7 protein-coding genes are annotated in these 16,469 nt (G+C 54.3%); 1 reads left to right on the top strand and 6 read right to left on the bottom strand.

Features of this window, described 5'->3' with window-relative positions; translation table 11 throughout:
* A partial coding sequence (locus L692_RS28235; protein ID WP_036722925.1) for a SpvB/TcaC N-terminal domain-containing protein occupies positions 1-2,220 on the bottom strand: 2,220 nt, incomplete at its 3' end.
* 79 nt (positions 2,221-2,299) lie between these two features.
* A complete protein-coding gene (locus L692_RS0109195) occupies positions 2,300-10,651 on the bottom strand; it encodes a Tc toxin subunit A-related protein (RefSeq protein WP_025699207.1) in 8,352 nt (2,783 codons plus the stop codon).
* Between the two features lie 163 nt (positions 10,652-10,814).
* On the opposite strand from L692_RS0109195, the gene L692_RS0109200 reads away from it, so the two are divergent.
* On the top strand, positions 10,815-12,857 hold the full coding sequence (locus L692_RS0109200) for a LuxR family transcriptional regulator (protein ID WP_025699209.1): 2,043 nt from the start codon (positions 10,815-10,817) through the stop codon (positions 12,855-12,857).
* Positions 12,858-12,938: 81 nt separating this feature from the next.
* On the opposite strand, the gene L692_RS0109205 is transcribed toward L692_RS0109200, so the two are convergent.
* The 4 genes from L692_RS0109205 to L692_RS0109220 form a co-directional block, all read right to left on the bottom strand.
* A complete protein-coding gene (locus L692_RS0109205) occupies positions 12,939-14,066 on the bottom strand; it encodes a DUF4179 domain-containing protein (protein WP_025699211.1) in 1,128 nt (375 codons plus the stop codon).
* Positions 14,053-14,586: an RNA polymerase sigma factor gene (locus tag L692_RS0109210; protein WP_025699213.1), complete on the bottom strand. Its 534-nt coding sequence runs from the start codon at positions 14,584-14,586 to the stop codon at positions 14,053-14,055. Before L692_RS0109210 ends, L692_RS0109205 begins: the two co-directional genes overlap by 14 nt.
* Positions 14,587-14,759: 173 nt before the next feature.
* The gene (locus L692_RS0109215; protein WP_025699216.1) at positions 14,760-15,143 is read right to left on the bottom strand and encodes a YmaF family protein; all 384 of its coding nucleotides are present in this window, start codon (positions 15,141-15,143) and stop codon (positions 14,760-14,762) included.
* An 86-nt stretch (positions 15,144-15,229) separates the two neighbouring features.
* Positions 15,230-16,375: a DUF116 domain-containing protein gene (locus tag L692_RS0109220; protein ID WP_025699218.1), complete on the bottom strand. Its 1,146-nt coding sequence runs from the start codon at positions 16,373-16,375 to the stop codon at positions 15,230-15,232.
* Between the last annotated feature and the right edge of the window lie 94 nt (positions 16,376-16,469).

Genomic DNA, 16,469 nt, shown 5'->3' on the forward strand with positions numbered 1-16,469 from the left:
ATAACAGATGGGTCTGCCCATGGAACTCTCCAATGTGGATGACCACACCAGGCAGGAGGTTCCGTTGCCGAGCAAATCGATAACCGAAACGGAAGCATGGCTGTGCACCGAAGGAAGCCCGGTGATTGCCCTCGCCTTGCTCCACCGGTTGCCGGACTGATTGTAATAGATGCGAATATCCTTCTGGCCCAGGTACAGGATATCGGTTAATCCTGATCCGTCAATATCCGCTAGTCGAAGACGGTCCGGACGGAAAGCGTCGGGGTGATCGAACCAGGGCGAATTATCCATCGTAATTTTGGCTCCGAAACGCCCATAGCCCAGATTGGGCCAGTAGCAGACCTCGCCGTTTCGAATGCGGACCAGATCGGCGAGACCGTCTCCGCTCAGATCGGCAAGAAAGACCGATTTTGTGCCGTCCGCTGCTACGAGACGGGGATCGTTGTCCCCTTCCTCCACAGGATACACCTGCCTGGCCGCGCCGAAGCCCTTCTCGGCGAAAGAGGGAAACCAGGTAAATACATCCCGATCCATAATCAGCACATCGGCATGCCCGTCGCCGTCCAGATCGACGAAGTGCAGATTCGGGTCATTCATGGGGATATTGGGCAGATGGAGAAAGGGCTTGAACATACTCCACTCCCCCGACTCCGTACGCTCGTGGTAACCGGGGGAGGGTCCGGTAAAGGAGGCCGCATTCAACCGGCCGCTGCCTTTCAGATCCAGCAGCTGAAGCCGGCCCCCCGCAAGCTCTCCCATGGTCGGCTTCGAGGCCACCTCTCTAAGAGATCCGAACCGGCCTTCGCCTTCATTCGGTTTGTAAAACCAGCATCCGGCCTGTTCGGTCAGGATGCCCGATACCCCCTCCCCCTCCAGATCGACCCATTGATAGGAACCGCTTAAGCCGGCAGGCAGATTCTCCAGACTGCTCTCTGGAAGCTCCCGTACCTCGTCTTGAATAGCCGCTTTGCTGTACTCCAGTTCAATCGGAGGCAAAGATTTACGGAGATACGTGGGAGCTGCGGCGGCCGGTCCCTCCCCTTCCTGACGAATGTATCCGGATTCGGTTACTGAACAAAGGAGCGAGCCGAAGCGGGTGCTCCCGGGATGCGACAGCTCTTCTTCTGCCGAAGCGGGCGGCACAGAAAGGTCGTTATATTCGAAGGATGTGGAACGAACCAGACATGGCTCGGGTCCAAGCTCGTCAAAGCGGTGAAACATCAAGATCCGGCGGCATCGCCGGTAAGTACGGATTTCAAAGCCCGCCCGATAGGAGGAGGTCACATCCGGTCTTACGGACCATGCCCGTCCCGGCGTGCCGGAGGCAGTCACCAGCCGCTCTCCCCCAAGCTCGGGGGATGCAGGCCCAGCCTCAATGTAATGGCCCTCGTCATAATCCAAAACCACTTCAAACAGCCAGTTGGCCTTGGATAAATCAGGCTCGATGAGCCGTGAAGTCCGGTTGCCGTACTTTATCCGCTTCAAATACCTTGCGGCTCCCCGCTCCCGGTTCTGCTCGTTGACCAACGTCAAGTCCACGTTCCGACCGTCTTCTTCCACATACTCGTACACCATGGCGTTGCCTTTGCTATCATAGCTTTCGCTGATGCACCAGGAGTAGATATGATGTTCATCGCCTGGTTTGACCATTCGGCTGGACGCTGTCTTTCGGTAGAGCGTCGTAATATTGTCGCGGCTGATCGTCCGCCAATGGATCTCGCCGCTTGACATGCGGGTCCACTGTTCGATCCGGCTGAACAGTCCCTCCGTCCGCGGCCGATAATACCGGATGCGGTAATCGCCGTTCGTGGCGGCCGCTCCTTCCGGCTGCTCCTTAAGCGGAACAAGATCCTCCGCTCCCGACAGAAGAAAGACATCGGAATCTTCCGAATCGTTATATTGAGGCAAGCCTTTATCGCTCTTTCTTGTGATGGAGGGCAGATTCAGCTGCCAACCCAGCCCGAATATCCCGTTCCCCGATCCGGAGCTGTAAGCAAGCGTAAGATCCGGGCCGAAGCCCGCTCTTCCGGCGCTTGTGAATACCGGGATATTGAAGGAGGCGGTTCCGGTTGCCGGCTGGACGGAGAACTTTTCTCCGATCCCTCTCATGGCCCCTCCGCCTTTCGGCAGGGAAACGGAAGGAGCTTGCATGCCCTCTCCGGATTGCTTCGTCCCGGCTGAAGCAGGAGTACGGCCCGGCGTGACTGGCCATCCCGACATTTCGTTCACTCCTTTCATTTGAACCATGCGGAGCGGCCAATCCAGGCGCCGCCCCGCATGTCTATTGCTCCGCACGGCTTTATTCCGCGTTGTAGCGAATCACAAACCACAGATCTTCGAGCATCTGACCGTTTAACCGATTATGGATCTCACCGTCCCCCGTTACGCTGATCCGATAAGGTTCAGCCAGCCCGGCAATGTCCTCCTCCGCAGCGGCGATGGTCCACTCGCCAAGGCTTGAGGCTGTCCCTTCCACAACGCCGTGAGGCACACCGCCGAACACCGGGTCGCCGAGCAGCTCGGCTGGCATCATATCCGTCCGGTCAGGCGCATATACCCTCAGCCGTAACGGACTGCCGGTTCCGTAGGCTTGTGCATCATCCTTCCATTTCACGAACAGCTCTACATCCGTGATCTGCACCGTTTTCCCTCTTTGCCCATAGGGAAGAAATTGTTCGGTTAATGTGAACTGCAAGCTCTGCCCGTCCTGCGCTTCAGCCGGGTGCAGGAAGCGATGCCATTCAGCCGGGAACCGGGTTCGTCCCGACAATAACAGCACGCGGTTCTCCTGCATGCCCGCTTCAACGACCTCATTCATGACAGCGGCTCTCAGCCCCTCGCCCCCTTCTCTCGCGGTGTAGCGCAAATGAAGGATCACATCGGCAACGGTATCTGTATCGAAGCTGTTGCAGGCCTTGGGAAGCGCCAGCTTCCAGCGGCTGACCGCTCCGGCGCCTTCAAACGGTAGATACCGCTCATCCCGGAGATTCGTTTCGAACATGCCGCTGTCATTCTGGGCGCTGCTCGTTGTGATGGCCTGATTGAGCCCGTACTGATCCAGGAAACGTCCGTCCTCGGACGATTGGCGCGCATATTTCCCGCCCGTCAGCAGAGCGCTTTTCCGGATGGAGCTTTGCAGCAGCGTCAGCGTACAGTTAACGCCTGCGTATGGTCCGGTCACGCAAGGAATCGATAGGCCCACCGACTTGATTCTGCGATTGTAATGACCGGGGTAATCCAGATCGAAGAGCCGTTCCGGAAGCTCGATAAAGCATTCTCCTGTCTCTTTAAGCTGAATTAAAGCGATCGGATCAAGCAGGGCAACCGATATGTGCCGGGTTAACTCATATTCGCGTTTGTTCAGCTCCAGGTAAGCCAGACTGAGCCGCTTCAAGTCACCTACCAGCCTTTCTCCGGCAAAGAGCCCCTTCTTCATGCTGTCCCAGTGGCCGAACTTGATAAAGGTCTTATCTGTGCCGAGCTCGAACTGGAAGGCCCTCTCCGCCCGCTTCGCTGTATCATAGGCTAGCTGGTAGCTGCGGAAGAACAACGCCGAGGTTTGGGCCACCATCCAGTCATACAGCTCCGTATTGGTAAATTTGCCTTGCATCGCCTTATGGACTTCCATGGTGTTACGCGCTTGTATCTCTTGATTTCTCAGCTCCCTTTCCGTGATGGACAACCGGATCTTTGCTGCAACGATTTGCTTTTCCAGCTGCCGCAGCTCCATTGCCGCCATTTGGGCCTGATGCTGCCATTCCATATAACGGCGCACATATCCGGCAGTCGTTCCGCTGCGCCCGGCTTTATAGTTATCCTGCATGGACAAATGATTCAAATACCGGGCGTAAGCCTGAAGACCTGTGGAAATATTCGATCCCCCGAACTGCGCGGTAAGAACAGGACTTGCGGCGCCGGAGGTTCCGATAGTGAAATTGGGAATCTGCGTAGCCAGCTGGGCGGCGATTTCGTAATGCATGATTTGCTCGGAACGCTCATTCGCATCCTCCAGCTTCTTGAGCTGGTCGTCTTCCAGCGGAATGGTATAGGGCTGTTTCAGATAATACAGTTCCCTCTCCTTCACCATCTCCCTCTGGCGATACAGCGCTTCGAGCGCCTCCCGGCTCTCCTCCGCTTGCTTCCGCTTGATATCAATCACGGCTTGATGCAGGGCAACCTCATGGCTGGAACGCAGAAGCGACAGCTTCTCGGAGTCCCGCTTCTCAAGAGCGGTCAACAGCGCGGCTCCAAAGGCCTTCACTTCCCCGCACAGCTCTTCCGCTTTGTGGGCCATCGTCTGATACCGGTATAGGGGCAGCGGCGCGTTCACTTCCTGAATCACGCCGCCTGCGTCCAGCCCTGCGGAGGCCGCCCGGGTCAGTAACGCCGGGTCCACAGGGGCCTGGAATAAGGATAGCTGTCTAACCGTTCCATCGATGCTCATGCTGTTGCGGATTTTGAAGAGCCTGTCGGCAACGGTGTCCCAATAGCCCAGCAATTTATCATTCGGCGGAATACTGAAGTACAAGGCGCTTCCCAGCGACTGCAAGCCAGGGCTAACACGCTCTCCGCCAAATGCAAATGCAGCGGACGGCATCCAGTTCTCCAATTGAACCAGAGCATTTGAGAAAGAATCCAGTTCAGGCTGAAGATCCGTAAAGGATCGGGCTTCCCTGCGCGGGCGCGAGCTGCCGGAACGCGGGCGTTCACCGAGCAGTTCCCCTGCAAGCAAATACAGCTGGGTGGCCTCGTTAATGGATTCAATCGTATCCTGCCGGAACAACTGGTCAGCCCATGCAATCAGATTATCCAAATATTTCATGACCACCAGCTTCTGATAAGAAGAAATCCGAATGCGGGCGATCAGATGCGGGTTGAACGGATTGCTCTTCCACGCGGCAATCAGCTTCTCGAACTCCAGTTTGCGGTTAAGCGTCTCGGGATCTGTCCCCTCATAATGCAGAAGCATCATATATTCCCGCAGAGTGGTTGTCGCGTCATTTTGCCGGAAGGGCAGCAGCTTCCAGTAGCCTTTCGTCTCCGTAGAGGAATCTGCCGGGTCAAAGATATAGTGAAACCACCGCTGCGCTTCCTCAAACTGCTGATTCTTGCTTAGCCGGTCTGCCAGCAGCAAAGGCGTGTGGAAAAAGATTTCCCAGTTATAGACGGAGTAAGGTCCGTATACGGTAAAATCCACATTTTCCTTCGGAAACGGACGGCTGACGCACCCGGTAAAACCGTACTCGCTTGGCTCGGTCGACGGCTGATACTCCGCTTCGAAGAAATCGTTCTCCAGGCTCTGCGTTTGAGCGCTGAGCAGCCCGTCAATTCCCGAGTTGTTCAGCTTCTCGACAAAGGCGGTGACGTAAGGATGAAAGGCCGTATGGAACAAAAGATAGCCGCCGCCATAAGGCGAAGCGAGCGCCAGCCCAAATCCGCCAGCCATCAGCCTGTTATCGCCAAGCAGCGAGGTTTTATACGGCGATGAGGTGACGAACAATACACGCTTCGCATCCTGATAAAAGAACGGACGGCTGCCATCAAACCACAGGTTATTTTGCGGAAAGACGATTTTATAAGTGTCGCTGTGGTAAACGGTATCCTCCCTGTTGTAGCTGCCGTTATTGTCATCAATGGGGATGACGACACGGCCGGAGCCTTGATTAAAGGGCCTGATGGCATTGTTGTATACATCCGTCGCGTCCGGCAAAGGGAAGCGCTTACTCTGTATCCCCGAATACACCGGATATACGTTCACGATTCCATCCGGATTATTCAGTTTAAAATAGAACAGCGTCGAATACAGGGAATACCCGTTATAGTGGATGATGGCCTCGATAATCAGGCTGTTCTCCTCGTTAATGTAGGAGTGAAAGGCAATATTCTCCTTGCTTCGCTGCCCGGTTATATCCAGATTGGCATTGGTCACGGTCTTGGGAGACCAGCTTCCAAAACGGTACTCACTCCAGGCCAGCCCAACCTGCAAGTATTTTTGCGGCTTTTCTCCCGAAGGGTTCAGCACATCCGGCGTCTTGGCCTGCTCCTTGAAGATCGGCCAGAACAGATAGAGACGGCTTTTGTACAGGACCGGGATAAGATGCTCCCCTTCAATGTCGGTGTCAACCTTCTCCCAGGCTGTCCATGACAAACTGTTCTCGAACCGCCGGTAGTAGTAAATATGCGGGCTGTTCTGTGTCCGTCCGAACACATGAAGGATATCCGTAAAGATGCCGTTTCCGTGATCTTCATATTGATGATACATGGCTACGATATCGAGACGGGACACCTGATCCAGCTTCTTCATGTAATTCATAAAGGAGGCTTCCGCCCGGTCCAGCTTCGCTTCGTTCTCCATAAATTCCTTTTGCAGCTCGTTAAAAAATGGAGATTTATTATCACGCAGCTCCGGCTCCAGCCAGTTTTCGGGATACAAGAATATTTTACGGTTGGCCTCCCATACCCGGTAGTTCCGAAGGTTCTTCCAATCCTCCTCCGCCTCGCGGGACAGGTGGATGCCCGGCTCCAGATTCATCAGACAACGCTGAACAAACAGCTGTACGGACGAAATGGCCTGCTTGATTCGGGAGGTCTCCTGCATGGCGCCCATTTCCACGTCGATGAGGAAGTAAGCAAATAAATCGTCTGTTCTTTTCGTGTAATAAAAATCATGCTTCAGGTATGCGGTCAGCGCCGAGCGCTGCTGTTCACGCAAGCGGTTCTTCAATGACTTGGCGACGGACAGCCACTGCTGCTCGCCGGATTTGGCCTTGAGCGCCTGCTTGATGCTCCGGACCTCGTTGACGCTTAGACCGGAAGCCGTCCATTTCTTGGCCTCCACAGAGGAAACATTGAGCCTCTCCAGCAGAGACAACCCTTCCGCAAGTCTCAAGAGCCACCGCTCATCCCGGTAATCCTGCGGGTATTGAAGCTGGAGCATATGCAGCCCCGCCCATACCTTCACTTCTTCCTCCTTCCAGCCTGTTAGTTCTGCCAGCGAGGAATAAAGCTCACCCGGGGCTTCCTGTTCCGATAAATTGCTGTCCACCAGCTCGAACAGCTTGATCCAATCGCTGCGGCCAAAGGCATAGCGGTCCCGCCAATCGATAAGCTGCCTGATGCGGTCGATCATACCGGCATCAATGGGCAGATTCCCGGCCGGCTCCGTCGGCACAGCGTCCCAATCCGGCCAATTGGGGCTCCCCGACCTGGAAATGAAGAAGCCCATTTCTTCCTCCTGAAGCCCGAGCCTTGTAACCAGGGCGGCTATCTTTACCAGCTTGACAACCGACTGGAATAAACCGGTGAATCCTTCCCTGGTTATCGGTTCCGAGCTGTTGATAAATACCGGGTCCAGGAAGGCGTCCACCAGATTGATCCCTGGAGCTGCGGGCACGGTCAGGCAGTCCGTCATCAACGAAGTGATAAGCCCGGCATTCAGCTTCGTAAATTCGCTGAGCAGCCTTGCGGCAGCAGACCTCTGTAAGCCTTCCGCGTTCGCAGCAGCAGCGGTATCGTCCGCAATTTCCGCCAATTCACTGCGCAGAGCGGCAAGCAATCCCGAAATTTCCAAGTCGGGCGGCGCGCCTTCCGTGCCTTCATGACGGAGAATATACAGAAGCTCACCCGCCGAGAAACCCGCTCCGGATGCGTGGCGGACCAGACGAACAAACGCGGCGGTGCTGCGCACTTTGTCAGCTCCCCCGGTAAAAGGCGCAACCCGAACGAGCCTGATCCAGCCCGTGTAGTCGGCGATCCGCAGTCCCATAGCCTTGGCCAATTGCGTATGAGCGTACAGCAGCGACAGGTTGCCGAGCGTCAGGCTGTCGTCCGGCAAGCCAACATCCGCCAGCGCAGAAAGCTCATCGCCGGACAATTGGAACGCGGCCAGCAGCGCCGGTATGTGATCTGTCCAATAACCGGTGGTATCCGCCAGTTCGTCCCTGTAAGGCTCCCGCAGCACAAAGGCTTGATTCACCGGCTGGAATACCGTTTTATTCAGAAACAAACGCTCGTACTGGCTGGAGGATTGCCCATAAGCAGGGATGGTTTCCATACGGTCCCACCAATAGACGAGATCCGCTGCGGGAGCTTGCAGTTCATCCGACAGACGATACACTTCAGCCAGCCTGAGGATAAAGCTCTCATTCAATAAATGTCCGCCCAGCGTGGACAGCATATGGTCCAGTTGGCTGATCGTCCAATGGTTCAGCTTGCGGAACAGCCGGACAAACCGGTGAATCCGCTCCAGCGCCTCTTCCGACAGGTTCGCGACAACGGCCGCTTCGACAGAGCAAGAGGACGCCTCCGTCTCGATGCTCATCCCACCGGCTGGATTGATAAAGGAAGCAGCCAGCAGCTCTTCCAGTTCCGCAAAGGTCAGACCCGTGCGATCCAGCAGCAAGGGGACCCTGGACATGGCCTGAACCCAGGTTTCAAGCCCGACGTTGCTCTCCGCAAAACCGTACATATGATGCAATCTCTTGCCCTCGGGACGAAGCCCGATTACAATGCTGCATTCAGACGGATTGAGCTTCAACGTTTCAGCAGCGATAGACAGCCTCGTGCCGGCCACCTCGGCCGATGCGTTCAAGGGAAGGACGGCTTCCATCAGCCTGTCGCGGTACACGTTCATTTGCTCCAGGTACACGCGGGCCTCTTCATGCCAGAGGGAAAAAGGCAGCAGAAACGGGTATACCTTCTGCGACAGCCGGTCATATGCGCCTGTATTCAGATATTCCGGCTGGGCGCTTAGCTCCTCACTGGAGTCGGTCGTCTTTGTTGCGGGAATGGCCGTTTCCGGCGAGACCGCATTCTCCAGCAGCTCGTTAACCAGATCAATGTAAGGCAGCGTGGTATTCGTATTCTCGCAGGACAGCTCCAGCTGTCCGATATCCGGGCGGCGCCCCAGCAAGGCTTGAAGCGCTGTACCCTGTGCCGCAGGCATCTTGGATAGCATTTGAAGCAGATCCACGAGGTAGGCGGCCGGGCTGTATACGGTGCGGCAATGCTCGCAATCGCACCAGTCCGGCGCTCCGAACATCCCGCTCCAATCCGGAAGCGTTGAGGTCAAGGCGGCAGCCTCAGCCGAATTTACCGTGGTGGCGTTAAATTGAACGGATCGGATGGCTTCCTGAAGCTGCCCGAACACGGCGAGCGCCGTGGAGGTTACGGAGGCTGCCCTGCTGTAGATGTCCTCTGCGATATCCTCCCCGCCAACCTTATCCGCATAGCCGGATACAAAGGACTCTCTGCCAAACCAGGCAATCCCTGACGAGGAATGAATGCCATCCTCCAGGAGAGCCTTCATCGGTTCATACGACGGAACCAGACGAAAAATCCGCTGCATGCCTTTCAGACGGTTGGTTAACCGGTCTGCCGTCTCAGGTTCGCCTGCTCCCGTCCTGATCCGCCCGTTCGGCACTTCTAGCGCCTGCTTCGTAAAGTCGTCCACGGAGGAAGTCTTCAAATCAAAATCCGGGTGGCTCTCCATGAAGGCGAGCACTTCATCCCGCATGTCAAACCTGTCGTCAGTCCTCAGCTTACGCACTACTGCCAGTGAAGGATACACTTGGTCCAGAGCTTGCATGGCTTCCGCTGCCCATGGAGCTTCATTCTTTTTGTTAACCGCTTTCATTTCCTCAAAGCCGTGCAATGCGTGCCACTCTTCCTCATTCCACAAGACAAGCTTGCCTAGATCCGCCGGATGCCCCGGGTCCTGCTCATCCAGCCTGCTCAAAATAGCCTGCACCAGAGGCAATTGCCCCTTTGTCAATGTCTTAAGCTGCAGGACCAGGCGGATTCGGTCGGCATGCTTGGCCAGCCTGGCATCTTCCTTCAGCAGGGACCACAGGGACTCCGGGTCGCCACCGTGCCCAAGGACAACCTCGCAGAGTCTTGTCTGCTCCTCCCCGCTTAATGCCGCCGCCTTCAGGAAATCGCCAATTCCGCCCTTCACGATTCCCGTCCTCAGCCCTTGGCCCGCTTCGGCGCCGGATAACAGAAGCTCCGGCAGCCTTTCCAGAAACGCAGGAATCTCTTCTCTTGATTTGCCGGAGATTATCCCCTCATCCGCGGCCGATTCCAGAACGGCTTTCAGCTTCGGGGCCGGGATGGATAGCAGCCTGGACAGCTCCAGAGGAAGCTGTTTGCGGGATAAGCCATAGAGAAGCTCGCTTGACAAGCGGAGTTCCCCGGCCGCAGTCCATGCACGGACATAGTGCTGGAGTTGCTCCGGCTCGATCCGGGTTGCCCTGGATAAATACAGAAGGTCCTCCTGGGTCAAGCCGCCCGGATTCTCGCCTTCCAGCGGTCCGGACAAGCTGGCCCAGAGTTGTTCATATTCGGACTGCCGCTCACTCTGCCGGAGATCCACGGTTAAATTCACGACTTCCTCCGAACCGGAATCGAAGCGCACCGGGGATTCCGCCGCGAACCGGTCATCCGCTCCGTAGACCCGGACCGCGAGATTGACCGGATGGTCCGAAGGATAGAGAATCGTATACTGTCCCGCGTCATCCGTCCAACCCTCTCCGAGCTTGACTTCGCTTCTGAATTGTTTGTTATACGCGGCCACCTTGACATGCTGCGCGGGCTTGCCGTTCGTATGCCGGATGACGCCGCTGAGGGCGCATGTATTGCTTGCAATATCCATATTGTGCTAATCCTCCTTCAATAAGGATGCTTCTCTTGGTCGACAATAAAATATCATAATTTTTAAATAAGAAATATTATCCTATCGGATAATATACTTTCGAAGGATTTAGATTTTTCTGATATACTGGATATATAAGGGATAATAGGAGGTGAGTGGTGATTTGACCGTCGAACTAAGCAGCCTTGAAGAGAGAGAGCTGGAGTTTATTGTGGGCCGAAGCGCGGAGGCCGCTGCCTTTACACGGATGCTGCAGGAGAATTGTGAGCATGCTTGCATGATTTTGCACGTATACGGTACCGGAGGGATTGGCAAGAGCACCTATCTGCGTCTGTGCCGCAGGTGGGCCAAGCAGCAGGATGCCATTTTTGTCCTGATCGACAGCAGTGATTTCATACATACGGAGCAAGGCCTTGTCGAAGCCGTATTCAAGCAGCTTCCGCCTGTTCCGGCAACCGGACAACCGGCATCCTGCAACCTGAACGGGCTGATGGATTCTCTGCATTTCTTAACCCTGGAACGCAGGCTCGTCCTATCTTTCGACACCTTTGAGGAAATGCCCGAGATGGAATCCTGGCTGCGGGATATTCTCTTTCCGAGGCTCCCCAAGAGAACACTCTTATTATTTTCCGGACGGTATCCACTGAAGGGAAGATGGATTGTTTCCCCGGCCTTGCGGGAGCGTATTTGCCAAATGGAGCTGGATTATTTAAACCTGCCGGATCGGATGGAATATTTGCAGAAATGCGGCCTCGACAATCCGGAGCTTATGGAAAAGCTGTCGTACAGCACCAGAGGACATCCGCTCTCTCTTTCACTGGCCGCAGCCGCTTACTCCCCCTCAAGTCCGGCCTTCGGCAACGATTATTTTGACGAGGTCATCGAGCTGTGGCTGCGGGAGGTTCCCGACCACGAATTACGAAAGCTGCTTGATGCCGCTTCGCTGCTTCATATTTTTCATCATGAGCTGCTGGCCTTTATCATGGATGAAGAAGTGTCCTCCAAAGCCTTTAACCGGTTGATCGCCCTCTCCTTTGTTCGAAGGTCCCAAAGAGGCTGGCAGCTTCACGATTTATTGCGCGAATTCATCAGGCTGCGGCTGCAAAAAAGGACTCCAGGCTTATATAAACGGCTAAAGCAGCGCGCCGCCCAGTATTATGCCGATGCCTTATTAAGCGCGCCGTATACAGAGAGGGAATGGGAAGCCGGAGAACTGTTCAGGTATACAGGCATTAAGGTTGCAAGGGCTCTCATGTCCGAACAGGAGCAGCGGTCCTATTATTGGGAAACGGCTACGCAGTCTACTCTTGCGGACGCTGTTGCTTTTGCGAATTGGAGAGAGAATCACATTAAACCCATCAGCGGGGTCAGCGTTGATCCGGAAACGGGAACCTCGTATTCCATCGAATATACCGCCGAGGAAATTCGTTTGCAGTTGAAACCGATTGATTTATCCGAGGTGTTTGCCCTCGACCCGTCTTCGATCAAGCTTCTGCGCAACGAACATGGCCAGGCGAAAGCCCTGTTTGTCGTCATACCCATTCACTCCAACACACTGGAATGGCTGGAAAGCGACCCTTTGTGTTCGCCCTACCTGAACGCCCTGACCCGGGAGGAAAAGGATAAGCTGGGCACCCCTCCCGAGCGACCGGCAGGATGGTTCATGCGCTGCACTTATTACTCCGATCTGCTTGACCCGGCAGTCCGGACGGCAGGCATCTATTTAATCTATTCCTATATGTTTCGGGGAGGAGTATTCGTTAGTTCGCCTTTTGTCAACGAAATCAGCAGGAGGGCGTATATGGGCTTCGGCTTCCATGAAGTGGAAGGAGCCACCCACTACTACTATGACGGAATCACTCCGACACCCACATACGCGGTGGATACGCAGGGAGCCAAGCTTCAAGATTTCCTGGAGAGACTGTTTAGCCGTACTGGCCTTGAGTGGCAGGAGAAGCGGCAGGAGAAGCCGGGTGTGCCGGACGGACCGGTCAAAGCAGGAGTCCCGGAATCGTCTCTGGACGGTGATCAACTATTGACCAAGCGGGAAAAGGAGGTCGCCAAGCTTGTTCTGGACGGATTCTCCAATTCGCAGGTTGCCAAAAGCCTCTATATTTCGGAAATCACTGTAAAAAAACATCTGAACTCCATCTATTCCAAGCTGGGAATCACCAAACGGATTCAGTTGGCCCAAAAGTACCGGTAATAACGCAGGCAGCACAGTGAGTTTCCATGAAAATAGGAGCGGTCTCCCCTGCCAGGAAGATCGCTCCTTGATTGAGTTGAATTATTGAGCTGTATGCGGAAGATCAATCCGGATATCCAAACCATCCACAAACTGACTTTTTTTGATTTCTTTCGGGAAGTCTCCGTCATTGTTCTTGAATGGTTTCAGGATCAAATATTTAGTCTGGCTGCTTGCTGAAGGATAATGCACGGTCTTTATGAATTTGTTGCCTTGAATAATGCCCTGGCCGCCAAGACGGTCCAGCAGATGCCCCTGATCGTCGTAAACCGCCACATTCGTATAAATCAGATCATGCTCATCCTGCTTGGAGAGCGGTGTTTCCGACACCTTTTCAAGAGAATATTCCAGCGTTGTGGTGATCGGAGTAACATCGACCGCATTTACGGTAAAGAGCAGGTCGCCCGCGGTTTTGACTGCATGCAGCTTGAGGTGGATGACATCGTCAGTCTTCTTCGTAAAAGGAACATTGAGTGTAAAGGTGTGATCGATATCGGCCAGCTTCACTTCTACTTCCGCGTCAAAAGCGTCCGGGGCCGCAAGCTTCGTTCCTTCGGCCGAAGGCTTGAAGCTCTGCTCGACAATAATTGTATTCGGATGGTCTTTTCCCGCTCCCCAATATTGGCCACCACCATTGAACTCTTCGCCATTCACTTTAAAGGTGATATCGTCAATCGCGTTGCTTAACTTGACGCTTTTTTTGCCTGTATCGTACACTCCGTCATGCAGATTCGGCGCCACCACGGTCAACGCATATACGGCGCGGCTTCCGTCGAACACGGTTTCCGTCACCTCCAGCTTCACATCCTTATAGGACACGTTGCTGTTAACCTGTGAAGTCAAGCCCTCGTTGGCTGCGTTTTGCAGTCCAAGATCACGCTCTATAGAGCTGAACAGGCTGCCGATCAGCGGAATTTGCCGAATCGAATCGGCCATGGCGGGTGAAGCGAAGCCGGAGGCGAACAAGGTGACTCCAAGGACGGCTGCAACGGCGCCGGTTCCAAGGATACGCCGCCGGTTCCCGGAGCGTTCTGAACGCGCCCCAGTGTTCAGCTTTTCTTCGGAAAGGGAGGAATAGGTCTGTTCCAAACGGCTACGGACGAAATCGGACATTGGCGTCTCGTTATCCTTCTCTGCTTTGAGCATTTTATCCAGTTCAAATTGATTCATGGTTCATCTTCCCTTCTTCTGCCGGTTTAATTTCTTCCATCAGTATTTTTCTTGCCCGGTACAGTCTCGTTTTTACCGCGCTTTCTGAAATTTGCAGCGTATCCGCCACCTGCTTAAGCGGCATATCCTGGAAGTAGTACAGGATCACAACGATCCGCTGCGGATCTTCAAGCTTGTCCACAGCCATCCTTAGCTCGACCGAGGCCATGTTATCGGCAGCGTCCTGCGTCTCCGGCAGCTTCTCTATGGGAACGCTGCGCGAACGCTTTTTCAGAATCGAATTGCATTCATTAATCAGAATCCTGTAGACCCAGGTCTTAAAAAATCCGGGCTCCCGGAGCGTATCCAGTGATTTATAGGCTTTCAGAATCGTTTCCTGCAGCGCGTCGGCAATGTCCTCGTCCTTTTTGACCATTGCGCGTGCGGTATTGTACAGGCCTTGTTCGATCTGCCGCATCAGGCGGATAAAGGCCTCACGGTCCCCTTGCTTGGCCAGCTTCACCTCTTGCTCCACACTCATGGCGCCACTCCACCTCCCTCCATTACTGCTGTGTTTATTTTGTTTTACATGAATTAGACTCGGCAAGTGCCAGAACGGTCACACCACCATCCAAAAAAAAGTACAAGCTCTTGTTCTGAATACAGGACAAGAACTTGTACCTTGGCATCATTTAGAATATAAAGTTATACCTTTTAATTCTTACCCGTAGCCCCTTTATAATGATGCGCATGCGGTCTCATGCCATTTATCGTCGTATAGCCCTCGAAGTAATGGATATGCCCGCCGCCCGGAACCTCAACTGCCGGGCCTGTTGTCCCCTGAATGAAATGAGTATGCCCGTCATTTAACGAGGTTACGGTGTTATAGCGATGAACATGGGGGACGCCCGTAGGGGCAGGCTCGGTAACTCCCGCATATTGATGATCGTGTCCATCGTTATAGGAGGTGACACCTGAAAAAGAGTGAACATGATAGACGGGACGGCCGCCCCAGGAGGTAATGTAGAGCTCATGGGAATGCTCGTTCCCGGAGTCGTTGGGATGATGCAAGAATCCTTTCACAGCTATTTTTTTCAATGCAGCAGCTCCTTTTAAGTGATCTGCTAATAGACTATGTCCATCACCATTTTTTGTTAAAAGAAGTCTGCAAGAATGGGCTTTGATCAGCTCAAAAATTCCTTTAGCCGGTCCGCATCCATTCTCGTCTCGATTCCCGTTCTGTGCCAATGCTGGATGCAGCCTGAATAATGAAGGATGACACATTGGGGCTGATATCCCAATTCCCTGGCTTTATACCCTCCCGAAATGAGATTCAGCACGCAGGCCACGCCAACGATGCCAACCTCCCCGTCCCGGATGCGCTGATGTCCGAACGCCGTGGAGGCATGCGGGATGATTACCGCCTGGCAGTCGTACGCCTTGGCCATAGCCGTGACAGCATTGACCTGACAATCTCTGGAGCAGCTTCTGCAGAGATAGCCCATCCCTTCTTTTACCGCTTTGCAGGCTTCGCCTGATCTATGCCGCATGCAGACGGGAAGGAATACCTTCTTTATTTTAGCTGCTGAAAAAGCGCTCCGAAACGCCCGGTTCATCATTTCCGCGCCGACCATATTCAAATGATATTCCACCCGCTCACGGCTGCAAAGAATCCGGTCTTCCTTCCATTTCAGCCGCTGGCGGTTATTTTTAATATAAGCATTTACCCCAGAGGTATAGCACCCCAGCCGCTCCTTGCTTCTCCGTTCAAACCAGGAGGCCAGCCGTACAGCTCCCAGCAGCTTGTTTGTGCTTTCATTGGCCGGTTTCCTGTTCAAAAAATCCAGCCAGACCGCCAGTCGCTTACTCTCCTGCTCGAATTCTCCGCTGGCCCGCAGCCAGCCAATCAGCCTGCCGAACAGCTTCATATTAATAACGCTTTCAACCCTTCTGCTTCTCTCCAGAACGGTTGTTCCGGCAATCCCCTTCAACCGGTCCACCGCGCTTTTTGCGCCTGCACCGCCGCCTCTTAGACGATAAAGAGAGGACAGCAGCTTGCCCGCATATACACTTCCTGCCGTTGCCCTGCGGCCGTATACGCTCCACAGCACGCCAATCATAAGGAATTCCAGCGCATACACCGCAGAGTCCATCGGCTCCAGGTTCTGATCGGCAATGTAACGGGTAAAATCTTCAATCGTCCGCTCTTCTTCGCGCATTCTTTCCATGACCTCATCAGTAAACGCCGCCACATCCGCGTAATAGCTCTCCGCGCTCCCGCCGCTGCCGCATAAGGAATAGGGCAACATCTCTCCAACGCTCTCGCTCACCCCGTATCGCCTCCACTCTAATCGATTATCCGTAACCCTGCACGCCTGTGCCTATAAGCTATATATTCGGTGAAAAACAAATGGAATAATGTGG

It is taken from the genome of Paenibacillus forsythiae T98, from assembly GCF_000520735.1.
GTDB lineage: Bacteria > Bacillota > Bacilli > Paenibacillales > Paenibacillaceae > Paenibacillus_AQ > Paenibacillus_AQ forsythiae.